The organism is Streptomyces sp. NPDC050145 (assembly GCF_044460245.1).
GTDB lineage: Bacteria > Actinomycetota > Actinomycetes > Streptomycetales > Streptomycetaceae > Streptomyces.
Map to the genome: position 1 here is coordinate 364,925 of NZ_JBITJS010000004.1, position 19,897 is coordinate 384,821.

Here is a 19,897-nt window from a genome sequence, read left to right on the forward strand (position 1 = left end):
AGGGGTGTTCCGGTTGTCGTGACCGGATCGTGATGTGGGGGGTGCCGGGATGGGGGGGGGTGGGCTGAGGGGCGGCCAGGGGTGGGCCGAGGGATGGGCCGAGGTGGGACGGCTCGGGCCCGGACGCGAGGGTGCGGGGGTGTTGTCGGTGCGGCGTGCGATCGTGGAGGGCGGATCTGATGGATGACGCAGAAGGAGCGAGCCGACCGTGAACCACGCGCAGCTCACCGCACTCGGCCGCGCCCTGCGGGTCCTGGGCGAGCACGGCGAGACCCTCACCGCGGAGGCCTCGGACGCCAAGCTCCACGAGGTGCGGGGCGATGTGAAGCGCGCCCTGGAGCTGCTCGACGACACGGTCTCCGGCTCCGCGCCCACGACCCGCTGCGCCCAGCACCCGTACGGGGCGGTCGACGAGTCGGCGCCCGACCTGTGCCTGCTCTGCGAGACGCGGCGGCGGCAGGCCCGCCGCGCGGAGTACGGCGGCGGGCCGGCCCCGGCCCGTGCCGACCAGCAGCCGGTCGTGTCCCGCTACGGCACCCGCGAGGAGCGGCCGCAGCCCCAGCAGCGCTGGATCCCGGAGATGTGGACCGGCCAGGTCTGGCAGCTGTGCGGCACCCCGCGCCACGACCGCCGCGAGGCGGACCTCTACCTGGCGGCCCAGCGCCGCCGCCCGGACGCGGCGATGGCGTACCGGCTGGTCCACGAGTTCACGGACTACGAGGTCGTACGGGTGTGGGGGACGCCGCTTCGGGTGGACCCGGAGCCCATGGGGGGTATTTAGCCCCGGCGCCTCTGGTGCGGCGCGCTTTCTCTACCGGGCCTCAGCCCTGGGCACGCACGTGTTCCGGTTGCCCTGGCCTATGGCCCGCCCCCTTCTCCCACCCACCCGCCCCCTCCGGGGACGTCGGCCCGGCACCTGGCCTTGGGCACAGCCCCAGCGCCGGGTGCCCCTTCAGTCGCCCCCGCCCAAGTCCTGTCGGATGAATGATCACCCGTGGGCTCGGAATGCCGGATGCTTCCTGATGGAGGGCGGCCGGCGTCATGGGGTGCCAGGCCTCCTCCGTGTCGGGTCACGACGACCAGGAGTGTCAGCGGTGTTGAAGACCTACCTGTCCTGGTACCGCGAGTGCAGGATGGATGAGTCCGAGTTCCGCTCGGTCACCGACCACTTGGCGCAGTCCGGGCTGACCGTCGAGCACCCGAAGCTGGGCTGCGGGATGCTTCTGGACGTCGCGGGGGAACAGGTGAGGCTGCCTGTCGGGCGCATCCACGAGCTTGTCGGCCTGTCGGTCGGCCCGCTCTGCCTGCAGTTCTGGCTGTCGGCCGACACGGACGTGGTGTGCGATGTCAGGTACGTGGCGCCGGACACCCAAGTCCTCACCTTCGAGCTCGGCGGGTTGACCGAGAACGAGCGCGAGCAAGCCACCGACGCTGTTCAACGACTGATCCGACGAGAGCTGGACAAGACCGTCGCACTGCTCGTCGATGTGGGCGGCGAAACGGCGGACGAGGACGATGACGCGCTGGTTCTGTACGGCCGACTGCCGATGGGCCCGCGTCCGGACCAAGTGCAGTTTCGGACGGAGCGGCTCAGCGCCGTGCCGGCTGTTCTGTCTGAAGCAGAGGTGACGGATCTCGGTAACGGGCTGAGCGCAGTCCGCTGGCCATGATCATCGGGCAGGTTTGCGGAGCCGGAGCATGAGGGTTGTGAGGCGGAGTCCGGCCCAGTGCCGAGAAGAGATCGGCACCGCCTGGCCGTGGTGCGCGATTCATCGGGGCTGGGCCGCGGCCGATGGCCAGGCCCCGCGGCGGAGTTGCTGAGCGGAGACAGGCCCGCGCCCCCCGGACGGGCTCAGTGTTGGAGGAGGCCGCCGGTCGGGATCGTGGCTACGTGGCCGGTCGGGGGGAGTGTTTGGGCCAGGGCCAGGCCGGTGTCGACCAGTGATGAGCGGCGCAGGTGGGCGACGTCGGGGATCGGGGTCCAGACCGACTCGGCGATGTCACCGTCCGGCTCCGGTCGCAGCTGGCCGCCGGTGATGCGTACCCCGTAGAAGACGCCGACGTTCTGATGGTCCGCTCCGCCGGGGACGGCACGCTCGGCCGCCGGGATCACCCGCGAGTCCACGCCCAGGAGGCGTTCGACCACCGCGTCGCAGCCGGTCTCTTCGGCGACCTCCCGGATCACCGCGTCGAACGGATCCTCCGCGTGCTCGACCTTGCCTCCCGGAAGGGTCCACGTGCTCTCGCCCTCGCGCGGCACGTGACGGGCGAGCAGCACGCGCCCGTCCTCGATGCACACGGCGTACGCCGCCAGCCGGAAATTCATGCGTCCGAACCTCCCACCGGATCCTACGGAGAAGCGACGGCGAACAGGAGCGCGACCGGGGCCAGGAAGGCGAGGGTGCCGGTCGTCAGGCCGATGACACACCGGGAGTTCGCGGCCTCCTTGGCGCAGCCCACCACCCCGTACGCGATCGCGATGCCGCCGCCGATCGGGCCCAGCAGGGCGGGCAGGGCGACCGGGGGCAGGTAGAGGGTGCCGACGACGCCGAGCGCTTCCAGCCCCAGGCTGATCACCCCGGTCCAGAAGCACAGCGCGGTGTACGGGCCGGTCGAGCGGCGGGCGGTGTCGGCGCTCATGGGTCTCCTGGCGGTCACGCGGTGGTTCGGGTCAGTCCTGGCCGGCCTGGGTCAGCGTATGGGCGACCAGCGCGTTCGCGTGTCCGTGGCCGAGGCCGTGTTCGGACTTCAGCCAGTTCACCAGCTCCATGTGGCGGGTGAGCGGGGAGGCGTCGATGAGGTCCTGCCAGTGGGATATCGGCTGGCCGTACTTCTTCTCGATCGACGGGAAGTAACTGGCGGGGCCCTTGGTGGTGGTCATGGCGCTCCTCGGTGCAGCGTGTTGCGGCGGGTCACGGTCAGCTGTATGACCCTGGCCGTCCGGGAAAGTCATCGGCGGCGTCCGCGGAAGATCTCCAGGGCCGTGCCCCAGGGCGAAGGACTGGAGCAGGGCGCCGGCGGCCACGCCGGCTCCCAGGAGCCAGTAGGGCGCGTCGATGCCCCACACCGCTCCGACGACGCCGGCCGCGCCGAGGGATGTCGGGGCCGTGAAGAGGAAGGGCCACACTCCGACGATCCCCGGGTCGGAGACCGTCGCGGCGATCACCTCGAAGGCGACGGCCGATCCGACGAGGCCGAGATAGGCCGCCGAGAGCGGGTTGGCGAACGTTCTGCGGACGAGCGGGTGGACGGACATGGAAGCCCCCTGGGCGTGCGGCGATGGAACCGGACGCGTCCATGCTCGGACCGGCGCCGCGCGGGAGCGTGAGTACGCGTACTCAACCTCCGCGCCGAAACCCTTACTTGACCGGAACCCTTACTTGAGCTGCCGCCACGCATGGTCCAGCGCCTCGCGCAACTGGTCGGCCTGCGTCGTGGTCAGGCCGGCCGTCATGCGGTCCTCCACGCCGCGCACTGCCTCCGCGTACGCGGACAGGAGCTCCCCGCCCGCCGGGGTGAGGGTGATGAGGAGCTCGCGGCGGTTGGCCGGATTGGGGTGCCGGGCCACATAACCGCGGCCCTCCAGCGTGCGGACCATGTCGGCCATGGACTGGGCGGTGACAAAGGAGTCCCGGGCCAGCTGCGCCGCGGTCAGACCGTCGTGGACCTCCAGGACGGTGAGCGCCGTGTACTGCAGGGCCGTGACACCGGCCGGCTTCAGGACCTCCTCCAGGCGGGCGCGCACCACGAGTTCGGCCCGTTTGACGAGGTAGAGCAGGGACGGGGACGGCTTCTCGGGCATGGCACCTCCGGATCGCTGCTGCCCTGGCGCGGGGCCGCCACCGCGGGCGGACCGATGGGCCGACCCTACCCCATTGACAGGAATCCTGATGATCGTGAGACTGGCTCGCATCGCCAGGAATCCTGTCGATGGAGAGCGAAGCGGGGCCGGCATGGAGAAGAGGGATCACGCATGGAACTGAGCGGCAAGGTCGCCGTCGTCACGGGCAGCGGACGCGGGCTGGGGCTCGCCTACGCCCGTGCGCTCGGCGCCGCAGGGGCGTCCGTCGTGGTGAACGACGTCGACGAGCAGGCCGTCGCCGACGCGGTGCGGACCGTGGAGGCCGCCGGAGGCAAGGCCGTCGGCGTCACCGCGGCCGTCGGGTCCACGGAGAGCGCCGAGGCGCTGATCGCCGCCGCCGTCGAGCACTTCGGCCGGCTCGACGTCCTGGTCACCAACGCGGGCATCCTGCGCGACAAGGTCCTCTGGAAGATGAGCGACGACGACTTCGACGACGTGGTCCGCGTCCATCTGCGCGGCACCTTCACCTGCGCCCGCGCCGCCGCCGTACGGATGCGCGAGCAGGGCGAGGGCGGCCGGATCGTCCTGGTCGGCTCGCCCGCGGGACAGCGCGGCAACTTCGGCCAGACCAACTACGCGGCGGCCAAGGCCGGCATCGTCGCCATGGCCCGCACCTGGGCCATGGAACTGGCCCGCGCGGACATCACGGTGAACGCCGTGATCCCCGTCGCCGCCACCGAGATGACCCGGACGATCCCCGCGTTCGCCCCGGCCATCGAGGAGGCCGAGCGCACCGGCGAACCGCTGCCCCGCTGGATGCGCCGGGACGAGGGCCTCGGCACCGTCGACGACGTCACCGGCCTCGTCACCTACCTCGCCTCCGACGCCTCCGCCGGAGTCACCGGCCAGGCCATCGGCCTCGGCGGCGACCGCCTCGCCCTGTGGGCCCACCCGCAGGAGAAGGCGCACGCCTTCCAGGACGGCGGCTGGAGCGCCGACGACATCGCCGCCTCCTGGGCCGCCGGTGTCGGCGCCGAGCCCGAGACCTTCGGCATCCCCGCCCCGCGCCCCCCGGCCGGTGCCTGACATGGCCCCCGCGCCCCGCCTCGACCCGGCCCGGCTGACCGCCATCGACGTGCACACCCACGCCGAGGTGTCCCGGACGGGTCACCCGTCCCTCAGCCCCGAGCTGATGGCAGCCTCGGAGAAGTACTTCGCCGCGCACGGCCACCGGATGCCGACCATCGCCGAGACCGCCGAGCACTACCGGCAGCGGAACATGGCGGCCGTCGTCTTCACCGTCGACGCCGAGCACGCCCTGGGCCACCCGCCGATCCCGAACGAGGAGATCGCCGAGGACTGCGCCGAACACGCCGACGTCCTCATCCCGTTCGCCTCCCTCGACCCCTGGCGGGGCCGGGCGGCGGTGCGGCAGGCGCGGCGGCTGGTCGAGGAGTACGGGGTGCGGGGGTTCAAGTTCCACCCCAGCCTCCAGGGCTTCTCGCCCGACGACCGGCTCGCCTACCCGCTGTACGAGGCCATCGAGGAGCTGGGCGTCCCCGCCCTGTTCCACACCGGCCAGACCGGGATCGGCGCGGGCGTCCCGGGCGGCGGCGGCATCCGGCTCAAGCACTCGAACCCGATGCTCGTCGACGACGTGGCCGCCGACTTCCCCGGGCTGCGGATCATCCTGGCGCACCCCTCGTTCCCCTGGCAGGACGAGGCGCTGGCGGTGGCCACGCACAAGCCGAACGTGTACATCGACCTGTCCGGCTGGTCCCCGAAGTACTTCCCGCCGCAGCTCGTCCGGTACGCCAACACGCTGCTCAAGAAGAAGGTGCTGTTCGGGTCCGACCACCCGGTCATCACCGCCGACCGGTGGCTCGCCGACTTCGCCGAGCTCGACATCAAGCCCGAGGTCAGGCCGCTGATACTCAAGGAGAACGCGCTGCGTGTCCTCGGCCTCGACCAGGCCTGACCCACCCACCAGCAGTCCGCATCCACCAGCAGTCCGAAAGGCAGGGCCCGTCATGCGTGACCACGGCATCGGTTCCTGGACCGCCCGCCGCGCCCGCAGTTCTCCGGAGCGCACCGCGGTCGTCTTCGGCGACCGCGAGACCAGCTACGCCGAGCTCCACGACCGTGCCACCCGCTTCGCGCTGCACCTGCGCCGCCTGGGCATCCGCCCCGGCGACCGGGTCGCCTACCTGGGCCCGAACCACCCGGCCTTCCTGGAGACCCTGTTCGCCGCCGCGCGGCTCGGCGCGCTGTTCGTCCCGCTCAACACCCGCCTCGCCGCACCCGAGCTGAACCACTGCCTCGACGACTGCGGGGCCGAGGTCCTGGTCCACACCGGCGACTTCGCGGAGTTCGCCGAGGGGTGCGGCGTGCCCCGGACCGTCGCCGTAGGCCCGGACCTGGAGCGGGACCTCGCGGGGATCGCCCTCGAACCGCTCGACATGCCGGTGACCCACGAGGACGCCGCGCTCATCATGTACACCTCGGGCACGACCGGCCGGGCCAAGGGCGCCGTACTGACCCACGGCAACCTGACCTGGAACTGCGTCAACACCCTGGTCGACAGCGACTTCGCCGGGACCGACGTCGCGCTGCTCTCCGCCCCGCTGTTCCACACCGGCGCCCTCAACATGACGTGCCTGCCGACCCTCCTCAAGGGCGGCACCCTCGTCCTGGAGGAGACCTTCGCCCCGGACCGCACCCTCGACTTGGTCGAGCGGCACCGGGTCACCGTGATGTTCGGCGTCCCCGCGATGTTCCAACAGGTCGCCGCCGCACCGCGGTTCACCGCCACCGACCTGTCCTCGCTGCGGATGCTGCTGTGCGGCGGCGCCCCGGTGCCGGTGGCCCTGATCCGCGCGTACCAGGAACGGGGCATCGAATTCATCCAGGGCTACGGCATGACCGAGGCCTCGCCCGGCGTCTGCCTGCTCGACGCCGAGCACGCGGTGGAGAAGGCCGGCAGCACGGGCGTGCCGCACTTCTTCAGCGACGTCCGCCTCGTCGACCCGTCCGGCGCCGACGCCGCGTACGGCGAACTGCTCGTCGAGGGACCGAACGTGATGAAGGGGTACTGGAACCGGCCCGAGGCCACCGCGGCCGTACTGGGGGCGGGCTGGTTCCACAGCGGAGACATCGCCCGTACCGACGAGGACGGCTACGTCACGCTCGTCGACCGCGCCAAGGACATGATCATCTCCGGCGGGGAGAACGTCTACCCGGCCGAGATCGAGAACGTCCTGCACGACCATCCCGCCGTCGCCGACTGCGCCGTCATCGGCGTACCGGACACCCGGTGGGGCGAGGTGCCGCGCGCCGTCGTGGTCCGCGCGCCCGGCGCCGACGCGAGCGCCGCCGACATCCTCGCGTCCCTGGACGGCCGGCTCGCCCGCTACAAGATCCCGAAGTCGCTCGTCTTCGCCGACGCCCTGCCGCGCAGCGGCGCCGGGAAGCTGCTCAAGCCCCGCATCCGCGAAGTCTTCGGCACGACGCCCGTCACCGAAAGCACCGACAACTGACAGGAGCACCACCATGACCGCCCTGCGCACCGCCACCGGCCTCGACGAGATCAAGGCGCTGGCCGGCGCCGACCTGGGCCGCACCGACTGGCTGGAGATCGCCCAGGACCGGGTCGACACCTTCGCCGACGCCACCGGCGACCACCAGTGGATCCACACCGACCCGGAGCGCGCCGCGAACGGCCCCTTCGGCGGCCCGATCGCCCACGGCTACCTCACGCTGTCCCTGATCATCCCGCTGTTCGGCCAACTGCTCGACATCCAGGGCACCTCGATGAGCATCAACTACGGCCTGGACAAGGTCCGTTTCCCCAGCCCGGTGAAGGTCGGCGCCAAGATCCGTCTGCACGGCGCGGTCGAGTCCGTCGAGGAGGTCCGGGGCAACGGCGTCGAGATGCGGCTCGCCTTCACCCTCGAGATCGAGGGCTCCGACAAGCCCGCCTGCGCGGCCCAGGCCATCTACCGCCACTACGCCTGAGGCAGGACCCCGCACCGTTGTCAGCGCCGCCCGCTACCGTCGACGCATGTCCAACCAAGTGTCGGCGGCGCGCACCCTGGCGGTGCTGGAAGGCGTGCTCGAGCGGATCACGTTCGCCAGCGAGGAGACCGGGTACACCGTCGCGCGCGTGGACACGGGCCGGGGCGGCGGCGATCTGCTGACCGTGGTCGGGGCGCTGCTCGGCGCGCAGGCCGGCGAGTCTCTGCGGATGGAGGGCCGTTGGGGCTCGCATCCCCAGTACGGCAAGCAGTTCCATGTGGAGAACTACACGACGATCCTGCCCGCCACCATCCAGGGCATCCGCCGCTATCTCGGCTCGGGCCTGGTCAAGGGCATCGGGCCGGTCTTCGCCGACCGGATCACCCAGCACTTCGGGCTCGACACCCTCGACATCATCGAGCAGGACCCCAAGCGGCTGATCGAGGTGCCGGGCCTCGGCCCCAAGCGCACCAAGAAGATCGCCGACGCCTGGGAGGAGCAGAAGGCCATCAAGGAAGTGATGGTCTTCCTCCAGTCGGTCGAGGTGTCCACGTCGATCGCCGTGCGGATCTACAAGAAGTACGGCGACGCCTCGATCGGCGTCGTGAAGAACCAGCCGTACCGGCTCGCCTCCGACGTCTGGGGCATCGGCTTCCTCACCGCCGACCGCATCGCCCAGTCCGTCGGCATCCCGCACGACAGCCCCGAGCGGGTCAAGGCGGGACTCCAGTACGCGCTGTCGCAGTCCACCGACCAGGGCCACTGCTTCCTGCCCGAGGAGCGGCTGATCGCCGACGCGGTGAAGCTGCTCCAGGTCGACACCGGCCTCGTCATCGAGTGCCTCGCCGCCCTCGCCGAGCCCGACGAGGAGAGCGGCGAGGAGCCGGGCGTCGTTCGGGAGCGGGTGCCGGGGGAGGGCGGGCAGCCGGTCACGGCCGTCTACCTCGTCCCGTTCCACCGCGCCGAGCTGTCGCTGTCCGCCCAGGTCCAGCGCCTGCTGCGGACCGGTGAGGACCGGATGCCCGCGTTCCGTGACGTGGTCTGGGACAAGGCGCTGGCCTGGCTCGGGCAGCGGACCGGGGCCACCCTCGCGCCCGAGCAGCAGGAGGCGGTGCGGCTCGCGCTGACCCAGAAGGTCGCCGTGCTGACCGGCGGCCCCGGCTGCGGCAAGTCCTTCACCGTACGGTCCGTCGTCGAGCTGGCCCGCGCCAAGAAGGCCAAGGTGCTGCTCGCCGCCCCGACCGGACGGGCCGCGAAGCGCCTCGCCGAACTGACCGGAGCCGAGGCCTCCACCGTGCACCGGCTCCTTGAGCTGAAGCCCGGCGGCGACGCCGCGTACGACAAGGACCGGCCGCTCGACGCGGACCTGGTCGTCGTCGACGAGGCCTCCATGCTCGACCTGCTGCTGGCGAACAAGCTGGTGAAAGCCGTCCCGCCCGGCGCTCATCTGCTGTTCGTGGGGGACGTGGACCAGCTGCCGAGCGTCGGCGCGGGCGAGGTGCTGCGCGATCTGCTCGCCGACGGCGGCCCGGTGCCGGCCGTCCGGCTGACCCAGGTGTTCCGCCAGGCCCAGGAGTCCGGCGTGGTCATGAACGCCCACCGGATCAACGCGGGCACGCCCCCGCTCACCCAGGGCCTGAAGGACTTCTTCCTCTTCGTCGAGGAGGACACCGAGGAGGCCGGGCGGCTGACGGTGGACGTCGCGGCGCGCCGGATCCCGGCGAAGTTCGGCCTCGACCCGCGCCGCGACGTGCAGGTCCTCGCCCCCATGCACCGCGGCCCGGCCGGCGCGGGCACGCTGAACGGACTGCTCCAGCAGGCGATCACCCCGGGCCGCCCCGAGCTCCCCGAGAAGCGGTTCGGCGGCCGCGTCTTCCGGGTGGGCGACAAGGTCACCCAGATCAGGAACAACTACGAGAAGGGGGCGAACGGCGTGTTCAACGGCACGGTCGGCGTCGTCACCTCCCTCGACGCGGACGAGCAGCGCCTCACCGTCCTGACCGACGAGGACGAGGAGGTGCCCTACGACTTCGACGAACTCGACGAACTCGCGCACGCCTACGCCGTGACGATCCACCGTTCGCAGGGAAGTGAGTATCCGTGTGTGGTGATTCCGGTCACGACCGGGGCATGGATGATGCTCCAGCGCAATCTCCTCTACACGGCGGTGACCCGCGCGAAGAGGCTGGTCGTGCTCGTCGGGTCGCGCAAGGCACTCGGGCAGGCGGTACGCACGGTTTCTGCCGGAAAGCGGTACACAGCGTTGGATTTCCGGCTCTCGGGCGGGAACCTTCAAAGAGTTTGATCGATCAAATTCGTCGGGAAGGTCACAGCCCCCTTCCGGAACCGGGGCGAAGGGGGCAGGATGAGAAGGTTGGTGGCACCCAGTGCCGCCATTAGGCCCAATGGTCGACCCCGAGTGCACTCCGGTGGGCCAAGTGGGGGATGGTAGAGGCAGTCAGGGCACCTCGAAGAAGAGGCACTACGTCGGTGAGGGATGACGTGAGCGACAACTCTGTAGTACTGCGGTACGGCGATGGCGAGTACACCTACCCGGTGATCGACAGCACCGTCGGCGACAAGGGCTTCGACATCGGGAAGCTCCGGGCCCAGACAGGACTGGTGACCCTCGACAGCGGATACGGCAACACGGCCGCCTATAAATCCGCGATCACCTACCTGGACGGCGAGCAGGGCATCCTGCGCTACCGCGGCTACCCGATCGAGCAGCTGGCCGAGCGCTCCACCTTCCTCGAGGTGGCGTACCTGCTGATCAACGGCGAGCTTCCGACCGTCGACGAGCTCGCGACCTTCAAGAGCGAGATCACGCAGCACACCCTGCTGCACGAGGACGTCAAGAACTTCTACAAGGGCTTCCCGCGCGACGCCCACCCGATGGCCATGCTGTCGTCCGTGGTGTCCGCGCTGTCCACGTTCTACCAGGACAGCCACAACCCCTTCGACGAGAAGCAGCGCCACCTCTCGACGGTCCGCCTGCTCGCCAAGCTTCCGACGATCGCGGCCTACGCGTACAAGAAGTCCGTCGGCCACCCGTTCGTCTACCCGCGCAACGACCTCGGCTACGTCGAGAACTTCCTGCGCATGACGTTCTCCGTGCCCGCGCAGGAGTACGACCTCGACCCGGTCGTCGTCTCGGCGCTGGACAAGCTGCTGATCCTGCACGCGGACCACGAGCAGAACTGTTCGACGTCCACCGTGCGCCTGGTCGGCTCCTCGCAGGCCAACATGTTCGCGTCGATCTCCGCGGGCATCTCCGCCCTGTGGGGTCCGCTGCACGGCGGCGCCAACCAGTCGGTCCTGGAGATGCTCGAGGGCATCCAGGCCAACGGCGGCGACGTCGACTCCTTCATCCGCAAGGTGAAGAACAAGGAAGAGGGCGTCCGCCTGATGGGCTTCGGCCACCGGGTGTACAAGTCCTTCGACCCGCGCGCCAAGATCATCAAGGCCGCGGCGCACGACGTGCTGTCCGCCCTCGGCAAGGATGACGCGCTGCTCGACATCGCGCTCAAGCTGGAGGAGCACGCGCTCTCCGACGACTACTTCGTCTCGCGCAACCTCTACCCGAACGTGGACTTCTACACGGGTCTGATCTACCGGGCCATGGGCTTCCCGACCGAGATGTTCACGGTCCTGTTCGCCCTCGGCCGGCTGCCGGGCTGGATCGCCCAGTGGCACGAGATGATCAAGGAGCCGGGGTCGCGCATCGGCCGTCCGCGCCAGATCTACACCGGTGTGGTCGAGCGGGACTTCATTCCCGTCGAGCAGCGCTGATTCCGAGCTGTAGCTGGGGCCGGTTCGTCTCGCCGTTGGGCGTGGCGGCCGGCCTTTCGCGTTCCGTCGCGTTCGCGCCCCGGGTAGCAGAAAGCGCCCCGCTGTCGGTCCCCCCACGGGCCGGCAGTCGGGGCGCTTTCCATGTCCCGGTGCGGATTCCCCCCACGGGATCCGGCCGGGCGTCCAGGTGTCCGCGTCGGCTGCCGGGAACACGCACGCACGGGTGGGCCGCTCAAGCTCCCCGGTGCGCGTGCCCCGGCCAACGCAGTCGGGTTCGTCCCCCAAGACAAACCCGCTCGATACGGAAACGCCCCCCAAGACGTTTCTGCATCGCCTCCTTAGACTCACGAGACCTGCAAAGGGTTACGTTGGGATCGATGTGATCTACGTCTCTTGCATTTGTCCCGTGCGTTCACAAGGGACCCGATATGCGAACCCGAGCCCCAGTGTGAGGGTGCTGCAATTGTGCCGTGTGGATTGTGTGCAGGTCCAGACTGTGTGGGACAGAACTGACGGATCGGGCCCCGGTCAGCCGAATCGGCGCAGTCGCAGGCTGTTGGTCACCACGAAAACCGACGAGCAGGCCATGGCCGCCCCGGCGATCATCGGGTCGAGCAGCCCCGCGGCGGCCAGCGGCAGCGCGGCCACGTTGTAGCCGAAGGCCCAGCACAGGTTGCCCTTGATCGTGGTGAGGGTGCGGCGGGAGAGCCGGATCGCGTCGGCCGCGACCCGCAGATCGCCGCGGACCAGCGTCAGATCGCCGGCCTCGATCGCCGCGTCCGTCCCGGTGCCCATCGCGAGCCCCAGATCCGCCGTGGCCAGCGCGGCCGCGTCGTTGACCCCGTCGCCGACCATCGCGACCGTACGGCCCTCGGCCCGCAGCCGCTCGATCACCGCGACCTTGTCCTGCGGCAGCACCTCCGCGATCACGTCCTGCGGCGCGATGCCCACGGCGCGGGCCACGGACTCGGCGGCGGCCCGGCCGTCGCCGGTCAGCAGCATCGGCGTGAGCCCGAGTGCACGCAGCCGCTCGACGGCCTCCGCGCTGGTCTCCTTGACCGCGTCGGTGACACCGAGCACGCCGCGGGCCGCACCGTCCCAGGCGACGACGACCGCCGTGCCGCCCGTCGCCCGCGCGGCATCCAGTGCCTCGGTGAGCGCGGCCGGCGCCGCGATCCCGGCTTCGGCGAGCAGCCCCTCGCGGCCGACGAGCACCGCGTGCCCCTCGACGGTGCCGCGCACGCCGAGCCCCGGCACGTTCGCGAAGCCCGTGACCCGCGGCAGTTCGCCCGCGCGGTCCGCGGCCCCGGCGGCGACCGCGCGCCCGACGGGATGCTCGGAGGCGTGCTCCACGGCCCCGGCGAACCGCAGCAGCTCTTTCTCGTCGACACCCTCGGCGGTGTGCACGGCGTCGAGCGTCATCCGGCCGGTGGTGACCGTTCCGGTCTTGTCCAGGACGACCGTGTCGACCGTGCGCGTCGACTCCAGCGCCTCCGGCCCCTTGATCAGGATGCCGAGCTGGGCTCCGCGCCCCGTACCGACCATGAGCGCGGTCGGCGTGGCGAGACCCAGGGCGCAGGGACAGGCGATGATCAGTACGGCGACGGCCGCGGTGAACGCGCCGGTGACATCGTCCGTCACGAGAAGCCGTACGAGCAGGGTGCCGAGCGCGATGACCAGCACGGCGGGCACGAACACCGCCGAGATCCGGTCCGCGAGCCGCTGCACCTTCGCCTTGCCGGTCTGCGCGTCCTCGACGAGCCACGCCATACGGGCCAGCTGGGTGTCGGCGCCGACCCGGGTGGCCTCGACGACGATGCGGCCGCCCGCGTTGACCGTGGCGCCGGTGACGGCGTCGCCGACGGTCACGTCGATCGGCACGGACTCGCCTGTGAGCAGGGAGGCGTCGACGGCCGAGTGCCCCTCGACGACCGTGCCGTCCGTCGCGATCTTCTCGCCGGGCCGTACGACGAACCGGTCGCCGGGGCGCAGGCGCTGCGCGGGGACGCGGGTCTCGGTGCCGTCCGGGGCGATCAGGGCGACGTCCTTCGCGCCGAGTTCGAGCAGGCTGCGCAGGGCGGCGCCCGCGCTCCGCTTGGCGCGGGCCTCCAGATAGCGGCCCAGGAGGATGAAGGTGACGACGCCCGCGGCGACTTCCAGGTACGTGTGCGAGGTGCCGGAGGCCAGGGCCCACAGGGACCAGCCGTACGCGGCGAGGACACCGAGCGACACCAGGGTGTCCATCGTGGCCGCGCCGTGCCGGGCGTTCGCCCAGGCGGCCCGGTAGAAGTCCGCGCCGCAGCCCAGGACGACGGGGGTCGCCAGGATCAGGGCCGGCCAGTCCCAGCCCGGGAACCGGAGGGCCGGGATCATGGAGAGCGCGATCACCGGGGCGGTCAGGACGGCGGCCGTGATCAGGCGGCGCCGGAGGTCACCGGCACGGGAGCCCCGCCCCGCGGGCGGCCGGGCCCCGGCGTCGTCCGCCGCGCCTTCGGAGGTCACCTCGCCGTGGGTCTCCTGAGCCCCCTGGATCTCCTGGGTCTCCTGAATCTCCGGGGTCGCCGTGTAGCCCAGTCCGGTGATCGTGGCGATCAGCTGGTCCGGGGTGACCTCGGGGGCGTAGGAGATCTTCGCGCGTTCGGTCGCGAGGTTGACCGTCGCGGTGACGCCCTCGATGCGGTTGAGCTTGCGCTCGATGCGCGAGGAGCAGGAGGCGCAGGTCATGCCGCCGATGGAGAGGCCGATCTCCGTGAGCGGCGGTGGTGCGTCGAGAGGTGGTACGTCCGTCATGGTGCTGTCGAGCGTACGGCGCGGGGGCCGGGGATGTCCCCGGCCCCCGAAGTGGTGAGCGGTCAGACCAGCTCGTAGCCCGCCTCGTCGACGGCGGCGCGGACGGCCGCCTCGTCGAGCGGGGCCGCGGAGACCACGGTCACCTGGCCGGTGGCGGCGACCGCGGTGACGGAGGCGACGCCGGCGATCTCGGAGATCTCACTGGAGACCGCGCCCTCGCAGTGACCGCAGGTCATGCCCTTGACCTGGTAGACGGTGGTGACGGCGCCCTCGGCGGCGGGGGCCGAGGCGTCCGTGTGGCACGCTCCGCCGCAGCAGGAACCGGACGTCTCGGAGTCGATCTGGGGGAGCTCGGTCTGGGCGCTCATGTCGTTCTCCTCGGAATGCCTCGTGGGTGTGCGTCGGAAGGGGGCCGGGATGTCCCCGGCGCCTCCTGACGTCTCCGACTCTATACCCCTAGGGGGTATTTCTCCAAGAGGGATCGCGGCGCGCGAGCGAACGCGCCCAGCCGATGCCGAGGAGCGAGACCGCGGCCAGGCCGCCGATCGAGAAGAGCGTGAAGAGATGCTCCTGCGTGGCGGTGGGATCGGGCAGGTAGCCCTCCGCGAAGAGCGTGCGGTCCAGGCCGGTGCCCGTGACGCGGGCGACGAGCCAGAGGGCGATCCCGTGCATCGAGTCCCACAACGCGTGCAGCAGGGACACGCCGAGGTACGTCGCGACGACGGGCGCGGCGAAGCGGTAGCGGCCGCTCGGGCGGCGGAAGGCGAGCAGCGCGGCGCCGGCGATCGCCGTCCACAGCCCGTGCCCGAACGGGGCGAGCAGGCCGCGCAGCACCTCCGTCTCCAGGAGGGAGCGCAGGTCGATGCCCTTCATGGTGACCGCCGCGTTGAACGCGTATCCCGCGCTCTCGAACGCCGCGAAGCCGAAGCCGACCGTCGCGCCCAGGACGAGACCCGCGCGCAGGCCCCGGATGTGCGGGTGCTGGTGCAGTACGTACATGAGGGCGAGGAGCTTGACCGCCTCCTCGATCAGGCCGACGCCCAGGAAGATCCAGAGGGAGGGGTGCAGCAGGTAGTACTCCATGACCGACGCGCCCAGGACGCCGAGGACCCCGCCCACCAGGAAGCAGCCCAGGATCAGGTGCACGCCGAGATCCCGGCCGTGCCGCTCGTACGCCCACAGGACGAAGACCGCCGGGACGAGGAAGCTGCCGAGCAGGATGAGGGTGGGGAGCAGCGTGGTGTTCTTCGTGGCGTACGTGACCAGTGCGGTCAGCACCCACAGGGTCAGGCCGCCCCACAGGCAGCGCCTCCACAGTCCCGCCCGGACCTGAGGGCCCGGCGGGGGTGGCTGCCGCGGGATGCGGGCCTGGGGGGATCCCGGGGGCTGGGGGTGAGTCACGACGGGCTCCCTCGCACCGGATGGGGTGATTTGCCCGAATCCTATGCAGGGGTGCGCCGGGCCGCAGAACGGCGGCCCGGCGCAGCGGCGTTCAGTCCAGGGAGCGGCCCCGGTTCCTCGGGCGGGCGGCCACCCAGGCCCGCACGGTGTCGGCGTACCAGTAGGGCTTGCCGCCCTCGACATGGTCGGGCGGCGGCAGCAGTCCGTGTTTGCGGTACGAGCGGACGGTGTCGGGCTGCACCCGGATGTGCGCGGCGATGTCCTTGTACGACCAGAGCCGGTGGTCGCTCATGGTGGCTCCTCCCTGACGGGCGACGCGGCGGCGCGGGGGTGTCCGCCGACGATCACCCACCCTGTCCCCGGTGAACGAGGGGACCCGTGATGAAGGGAGGGCCTGTGTGACGCCTGTGACGCAGAACCCGCGTAGGGCTGACATGTGTGACACGAAGGGGGCGTTTGTGACGCGAATGATGCAAAGAGGACGCCCCGCGCCCGCATGAACCGTCCCGTCCCGGGACATGAGCCTGTATCGGCCCGCACGTGATCGTGCGGCCCTGGGGCGATGCCCGGCTTGGCCGAGGGGGCCACGCCGCTTGGCACCCGGCGTCCCCGCCTTCGCCCTGACCCCTATCCCACCCACCCGCCCCCTCCGGGGGCGTCGGCCCCGCGCCGGGCACGACCAATCGCCCCTGGGGCGCACGGAGTGCGCCTTCAGGGGCGCGGGGAACTGCGCGAGAAGCCCCACCGGGCCGCAGGCGCGAGGCGAACGCGCATGCCTACGGCGCGGGCGTTCGCCCCGGGCGGCAAAGGATGCGCGCGGCGGCGATATCCGCCGGGGCCGCAGGCGCGAGGTGGCGAGAACGGCTACGGCGCGAGCATGGGCCGGGCGGCGATGAAAGCCGCGGGCCCGCTACGGGTGGCCCGGCCTCAGCAGGAGGCTCGTGGCTTCGCCGGTCAACCGATCAACCGCCGGAGGCCTCCCATGGGCCCGTACGAACTCGCGCGGCGTACACCCCGTCATCGCCTTGAACTCACCGCTCAGATGCGCCTGGTCGTAGAAGCCGCAGACCGCCGCCGCCTCGGCCTGACTGCTCCCCGCACACAGCAACCGCCGCGCCCGCTGCGACCGCAGCACCCGCGCGGCCGCCTTCGGGCTGAGCCCGATCTGCTCACGGAACCGGTTCTCCAACTGCCGTACGCTCCACCCCGCCTCCTCCGCGAGCTCGGTCACCGGGACCGTCCCGCCGCTGTGGCACAGCGCGTACCAGGCGCGGACCGTACCGTCCGCGCAGTGCGGGCCCGATTCCAGCCAACGGCCCAGCGCCGCGTCGAGCAGCCGGAACCGGGCCGGCCAACTGGGAGCACCGGCCAGTTCATGGGCGAGCCGGGCCACGGCAGCGGAAGGGAGCGCTCCCAATGTGTCCGGATCCAGTTGCCGCCCGGCCAGCTCGCGCAGCGGCAGGTCGAGGATCCGGAACGCCGCCCACGGCGTGAGCAGCACCTCCACCCCCGCGAGCCGCCCGTCGTGCTCCCCGAGCACCGGCGTCGTCGTGAGCCCCGAGAGCACGGACCGCAGCTCCACCGTGCGCGCCCGCGCCGGCGGGACGACCGCGCCGCCACCCGTCGACCGCACGTCCACCCAGCCGCCGCCCGCCTCCGTGATCCGGACCGCCCCCTCGAAACCGAGCATCAGCGTCACCGCGCCGATCGGCGCCTCCAGGCGGGCCCGCGGCCCGGGGAAGGCCAGCCGGAACCCGCGGTAGCCGATGACCCCCGGCCGCAGTCGCGGATGCGGCAGCGCGGAGGCCGTCTCCCAGGACCCGTCGGGGGCGCGGGCGGGGCGCCCCGCCCGGCGCGGCTGACTCGTCTGGCGCGGCGCGCTCGACCGTCTCATGCGCCGATAGTGCTACACGCCGCACGACCGGAGATAGCCCCGCGTACGGCGTGCGATCGGAAGCGGGCGCTCCGGGTCGCACGGGTACATGTCCTGCTCGACGATCGCGAAGAGGTCCACGCCGAGCGCCTCGGCCGCCGCGAGCACCGGCGCCAACTCCGGCACCCCGCGCGGCGGTTCGCACATCACCCCCTGCGCGACGGCGGGACCGAACGGCGTCCCCTGCGCCCGCACCGAGGCGAGCACCTCCGGGTCGACCTGCTTGAGGTGCAGGTACCCGATGCGTTCCCCGTACGTCTTGATGAGCTCGACGCTGTCGCCGCCGCAGTACGCGTAGTGCCCCGTGTCCAGGCACAGCGACACGAGGTCGGGGTCGGTCGCGTCGAGGAAGCGGGTGACGTTCTCCTCGGTGTCGATGTGGGTGTCCGCGTGCGGGTGGACGACGATCCGCAGCCCGAACCGGTCGCCGACCTCGCGGGCCAGCCGCTCCGTCTGCGTGGCGAGATGACCCCACTGCTCGGCGGTCAGCGTCGCGTCCTCCAGGATCTCGCCCGTCTTGTCGTCGCGCCAGAAGGAGGGGATGACGACGAGATGGCGCGCGCCCGTGTCCCGGGCCAGCGCGGCGACCGACGCCACGTGCTCCCAGGTGCGGTCCCACACGGCGGGGCCGTGGTGCAGCCCGGTGAAGACGGTCCCGGCCGACACCCGCAGCCCCCGCCGCCCGGTCTCCTCGGCCAGCACGCGCGGATCCGTCGGCAGATACCCGTACGGGCCCAGCTCGATCCACGCGTAACCGGCCTCGGCGACCTCGTCGAGGAAGCGCCGCCAGGGGGTCTGCCGGGGATCGTCGGGGAACCAGACGCCCCAGGAGTCGGGGGCCGAGCCGACGCGGATGCGCGAGGGGCCGGAGGGCGCGGCGGGTCGGGACGGGCTGGACGGTCGAGGTGCCGGCGTCGTCATGGAATCAGCCTTGGCGTGCCGCGAGAGGGGTGTCAAGGCGGGGCCCGAATCTGGTCCGAATGTCAGGACAAAATGTTGACAGAGGGGCGGGCCGGGACTAGATCTGGGCGCAGGACGAAGGCGTCGGAGGGACTCCCCGCATGGCCCGCAGCGAGTTCGACCTGATCACGATGGGGCGTATCGGCGTCGACCTGTACCCCCTGCAGACCGGGGTCGGACTCGCCGACGTGACCTCGTTCGGGAAGTTCCTCGGCGGGTCCTCGTCCAACGTCGCGGTCGCGGCGGCCCGGCTCGGACGGCGCGTCGCGACGATCACCCGTACGGGACGGGATCCGTTCGGTGACTGGCTGCGGGGGCAGTTGGCGGAGTTCGGGGTCGACGCGCGGTGGGTGAGCGCCGTGGACGGACCGCCGACGCCCGTCACCTTCTGCGAGATCTTCCCGCCCGACGACTTCCCGCTCTACTTCTACCGGCGGCCCAAGGCGCCGGATCTGGAGATCGCGGCGGACGAGCTGGACCTCGGCGCGATCGCGGACGCGCGAATCTTCTGGATGACCGGGACGGGGCTGAGCGCGGAGCCCAGCCGGAGCGCGACGCTCGCGGCGCTCGCGGCGCGGGCCGGGTCCGACGGGCCGACCGTCTTCGACCTGGACTGGCGGCCGATGTTCTGGGACGGCGGCCCGGAGGAGGCGCGGCCGTTCTACCGGGAGGCGCTGCGGTACGCGACCGTTGCGGTCGGGAATCTGGACGAGGTCGAAGTCGCCACGGGTGTGCGGGAACCTTTGGGCGCCGCCCGGGAGTTGGTCTCTGTGTACGGGGTTCGGCTCGCCGTCGTGAAGCAGGGGCCGGGTGGGGTGCTGGCCCTTTCCTCGGACGGGGAGTGTGTGGTGGTGCCGCCGTTGCCGGTGGATGTGGTGAACGGGCTGGGGGCGGGCGACGCGTTCGGTGGCGGCTTGTGTCACGGGTTGCTCGGAGGGTGGGGGGTGCGGAGGGTGGTGGAGTTTGCGAATGCGGCCGGGGCGATTGTCGCGGGGCGGCTCGAGTGTTCCTCCGCCATGCCGTTTCCTCCGGAGGTTGAGCGGGTTCTTGAGGCTGGGCGGGTCTTTGGTGCGGGTGGGGCGCCTAGGGGGGTGGGGGGATTGGGGTCTGGATCGCGGCTGCGGGTTCGTGGGGGTTCTCGCGCAGTTCCCCGCGCCCCTGAAGGCGCACTTCGTGCGCCCCAGGGCGCAGATCCTCGCGCGTCT

General features: G+C 71.5%; 18 protein-coding genes and 2 pseudogenes. 9 read left to right on the forward strand and 11 right to left on the reverse strand.

Annotation, left to right across the window (positions count from 1 at the left end; translation table 11 throughout):
• Window positions 1-208: 208 nt before the first annotated feature.
• Window positions 209-781: a hypothetical protein gene (locus ACIBTU_RS10960; protein WP_188338834.1), complete on the forward strand. Its 573-nt coding sequence runs from the start codon at window positions 209-211 to the stop codon at window positions 779-781.
• A gap of 313 nt (window positions 782-1,094) precedes the next feature.
• Entirely contained in the window at window positions 1,095-1,670 is a 576-nt protein-coding gene (locus ACIBTU_RS10965) for a hypothetical protein (RefSeq protein WP_399125688.1), read from the forward strand.
• Between the two features lie 182 nt (window positions 1,671-1,852).
• On the opposite strand, the gene ACIBTU_RS10970 is transcribed toward ACIBTU_RS10965, so the two are convergent.
• From ACIBTU_RS10970 to ACIBTU_RS10990, 5 genes and pseudogenes are all read right to left on the reverse strand, one after another.
• Window positions 1,853-2,326, reverse strand: coding sequence for an NUDIX hydrolase (locus ACIBTU_RS10970; protein ID WP_399125689.1), 474 nt, complete (start codon window positions 2,324-2,326; stop codon window positions 1,853-1,855).
• Between the two features lie 23 nt (window positions 2,327-2,349).
• Window positions 2,350-2,640 carry a hypothetical protein gene (locus ACIBTU_RS10975; protein WP_399125690.1) on the reverse strand — a complete coding sequence of 97 codons (291 nt, stop codon included), beginning with the start codon at window positions 2,638-2,640 and terminating at the stop codon, window positions 2,350-2,352.
• Between the two features lie 31 nt (window positions 2,641-2,671).
• Entirely contained in the window at window positions 2,672-2,881 is a 210-nt protein-coding gene (locus ACIBTU_RS10980; RefSeq protein WP_399125803.1) for a DUF4287 domain-containing protein, read from the reverse strand.
• A gap of 165 nt (window positions 2,882-3,046) precedes the next feature.
• Window positions 3,047-3,256, reverse strand: a pseudogene (locus tag ACIBTU_RS10985) (SCO4225 family membrane protein); the annotation flags it as partial.
• A gap of 120 nt (window positions 3,257-3,376) precedes the next feature.
• On the reverse strand, window positions 3,377-3,802 hold the full coding sequence (locus ACIBTU_RS10990; RefSeq protein ID WP_399125691.1) for a MarR family winged helix-turn-helix transcriptional regulator: 426 nt from the start codon (window positions 3,800-3,802) through the stop codon (window positions 3,377-3,379).
• Window positions 3,803-3,973: 171 nt separating this feature from the next.
• Here ACIBTU_RS10990 and ACIBTU_RS10995 point away from each other — a divergent pair, with 171 nt between their 5' ends.
• The 6 genes from ACIBTU_RS10995 (at window position 3,974) to ACIBTU_RS11020 (ending at window position 11,608) form a co-directional block, all read left to right on the forward strand.
• Complete coding sequence (locus ACIBTU_RS10995) at window positions 3,974-4,888, forward strand: SDR family NAD(P)-dependent oxidoreductase (RefSeq protein ID WP_399125692.1); 915 nt, start codon at window positions 3,974-3,976, stop codon at window positions 4,886-4,888.
• Window position 4,889: 1 nt separating this feature from the next.
• Window positions 4,890-5,780 (forward strand): amidohydrolase family protein, encoded by an 891-nt coding sequence (locus ACIBTU_RS11000; RefSeq protein WP_399125693.1) that lies wholly within the window; start codon window positions 4,890-4,892, stop codon window positions 5,778-5,780.
• Window positions 5,781-5,832: 52 nt separating this feature from the next.
• Window positions 5,833-7,338, forward strand: coding sequence for an o-succinylbenzoate--CoA ligase (gene menE, locus ACIBTU_RS11005; RefSeq protein ID WP_399125694.1), 1,506 nt, complete (start codon window positions 5,833-5,835; stop codon window positions 7,336-7,338).
• A gap of 13 nt (window positions 7,339-7,351) precedes the next feature.
• Complete coding sequence (locus ACIBTU_RS11010) at window positions 7,352-7,816, forward strand: MaoC family dehydratase (protein WP_399125695.1); 465 nt, start codon at window positions 7,352-7,354, stop codon at window positions 7,814-7,816.
• 46 nt (window positions 7,817-7,862) lie between these two features.
• Window positions 7,863-10,121 carry an ATP-dependent RecD-like DNA helicase gene (locus ACIBTU_RS11015; protein WP_399125697.1) on the forward strand — a complete coding sequence of 753 codons (2,259 nt, stop codon included), beginning with the start codon at window positions 7,863-7,865 and terminating at the stop codon, window positions 10,119-10,121.
• A gap of 197 nt (window positions 10,122-10,318) precedes the next feature.
• A complete protein-coding gene (locus ACIBTU_RS11020) occupies window positions 10,319-11,608 on the forward strand; it encodes a citrate synthase (protein ID WP_399125698.1) in 1,290 nt (429 codons plus the stop codon).
• 528 nt (window positions 11,609-12,136) lie between these two features.
• Here the strand turns inward: ACIBTU_RS11020 and ACIBTU_RS11025 are convergent.
• The 6 genes from ACIBTU_RS11025 to ACIBTU_RS11050 all read right to left on the reverse strand — a co-directional run bounded on the left by ACIBTU_RS11025 (window position 12,137) and on the right by ACIBTU_RS11050 (window position 18,653).
• A complete protein-coding gene (locus tag ACIBTU_RS11025) occupies window positions 12,137-14,398 on the reverse strand; it encodes a heavy metal translocating P-type ATPase (protein ID WP_399125699.1) in 2,262 nt (753 codons plus the stop codon).
• 62 nt (window positions 14,399-14,460) lie between these two features.
• A complete protein-coding gene (locus ACIBTU_RS11030) occupies window positions 14,461-14,766 on the reverse strand; it encodes a heavy-metal-associated domain-containing protein (protein ID WP_399125700.1) in 306 nt (101 codons plus the stop codon).
• Between the two features lie 88 nt (window positions 14,767-14,854).
• On the reverse strand, window positions 14,855-15,799 hold the full coding sequence (locus tag ACIBTU_RS11035) for a PrsW family intramembrane metalloprotease (RefSeq protein ID WP_399125701.1): 945 nt from the start codon (window positions 15,797-15,799) through the stop codon (window positions 14,855-14,857).
• A gap of 91 nt (window positions 15,800-15,890) precedes the next feature.
• Window positions 15,891-16,091, reverse strand: a complete 201-nt coding sequence (locus ACIBTU_RS11040; RefSeq protein ID WP_399125702.1) for a helix-turn-helix transcriptional regulator — start codon at window positions 16,089-16,091, stop codon at window positions 15,891-15,893.
• A gap of 618 nt (window positions 16,092-16,709) precedes the next feature.
• Window positions 16,710-17,693, reverse strand: a complete 984-nt coding sequence (locus tag ACIBTU_RS11045) for a helix-turn-helix domain-containing protein (RefSeq protein WP_399125703.1) — start codon at window positions 17,691-17,693, stop codon at window positions 16,710-16,712.
• Between the two features lie 12 nt (window positions 17,694-17,705).
• Window positions 17,706-18,653, reverse strand: a complete 948-nt coding sequence (locus tag ACIBTU_RS11050) for a sugar phosphate isomerase/epimerase family protein (RefSeq protein ID WP_399125705.1) — start codon at window positions 18,651-18,653, stop codon at window positions 17,706-17,708.
• A gap of 140 nt (window positions 18,654-18,793) precedes the next feature.
• Here ACIBTU_RS11050 and iolC point away from each other — a divergent pair.
• Window positions 18,794-19,756, forward strand: a pseudogene (gene iolC, locus ACIBTU_RS11055) (5-dehydro-2-deoxygluconokinase); the annotation flags it as partial.
• Window positions 19,757-19,897 lie beyond the last annotated feature (141 nt).

Coding starts and splice junctions, on each gene's coding strand:
- ACIBTU_RS11010 (WP_399125695.1), top strand. CDS start 7,352: ATGACCGCCCTGCGCACCGCCACCGGCCTCGACGAGATCAAGGCGCTG.
- ACIBTU_RS11050 (WP_399125705.1), bottom strand. CDS start 18,653: ATGACGACGCCGGCACCTCGACCGTCCAGCCCGTCCCGACCCGCCGCG.
- ACIBTU_RS11025 (WP_399125699.1), bottom strand. CDS start 14,398: ATGACGGACGTACCACCTCTCGACGCACCACCGCCGCTCACGGAGATC.
- ACIBTU_RS10980 (WP_399125803.1), bottom strand. CDS start 2,881: ATGACCACCACCAAGGGCCCCGCCAGTTACTTCCCGTCGATCGAGAAG.
- ACIBTU_RS11040 (WP_399125702.1), bottom strand. CDS start 16,091: ATGAGCGACCACCGGCTCTGGTCGTACAAGGACATCGCCGCGCACATC.
- ACIBTU_RS10970 (WP_399125689.1), bottom strand. CDS start 2,326: ATGAATTTCCGGCTGGCGGCGTACGCCGTGTGCATCGAGGACGGGCGC.
- ACIBTU_RS10990 (WP_399125691.1), bottom strand. CDS start 3,802: ATGCCCGAGAAGCCGTCCCCGTCCCTGCTCTACCTCGTCAAACGGGCC.
- menE (WP_399125694.1), top strand. CDS start 5,833: ATGCGTGACCACGGCATCGGTTCCTGGACCGCCCGCCGCGCCCGCAGT.
- ACIBTU_RS11045 (WP_399125703.1), bottom strand. CDS start 17,693: ATGAGACGGTCGAGCGCGCCGCGCCAGACGAGTCAGCCGCGCCGGGCG.
- ACIBTU_RS10975 (WP_399125690.1), bottom strand. CDS start 2,640: ATGAGCGCCGACACCGCCCGCCGCTCGACCGGCCCGTACACCGCGCTG.
- ACIBTU_RS11000 (WP_399125693.1), top strand. CDS start 4,890: ATGGCCCCCGCGCCCCGCCTCGACCCGGCCCGGCTGACCGCCATCGAC.
- ACIBTU_RS10995 (WP_399125692.1), top strand. CDS start 3,974: ATGGAACTGAGCGGCAAGGTCGCCGTCGTCACGGGCAGCGGACGCGGG.
- ACIBTU_RS11030 (WP_399125700.1), bottom strand. CDS start 14,766: ATGAGCGCCCAGACCGAGCTCCCCCAGATCGACTCCGAGACGTCCGGT.
- ACIBTU_RS11015 (WP_399125697.1), top strand. CDS start 7,863: ATGTCCAACCAAGTGTCGGCGGCGCGCACCCTGGCGGTGCTGGAAGGC.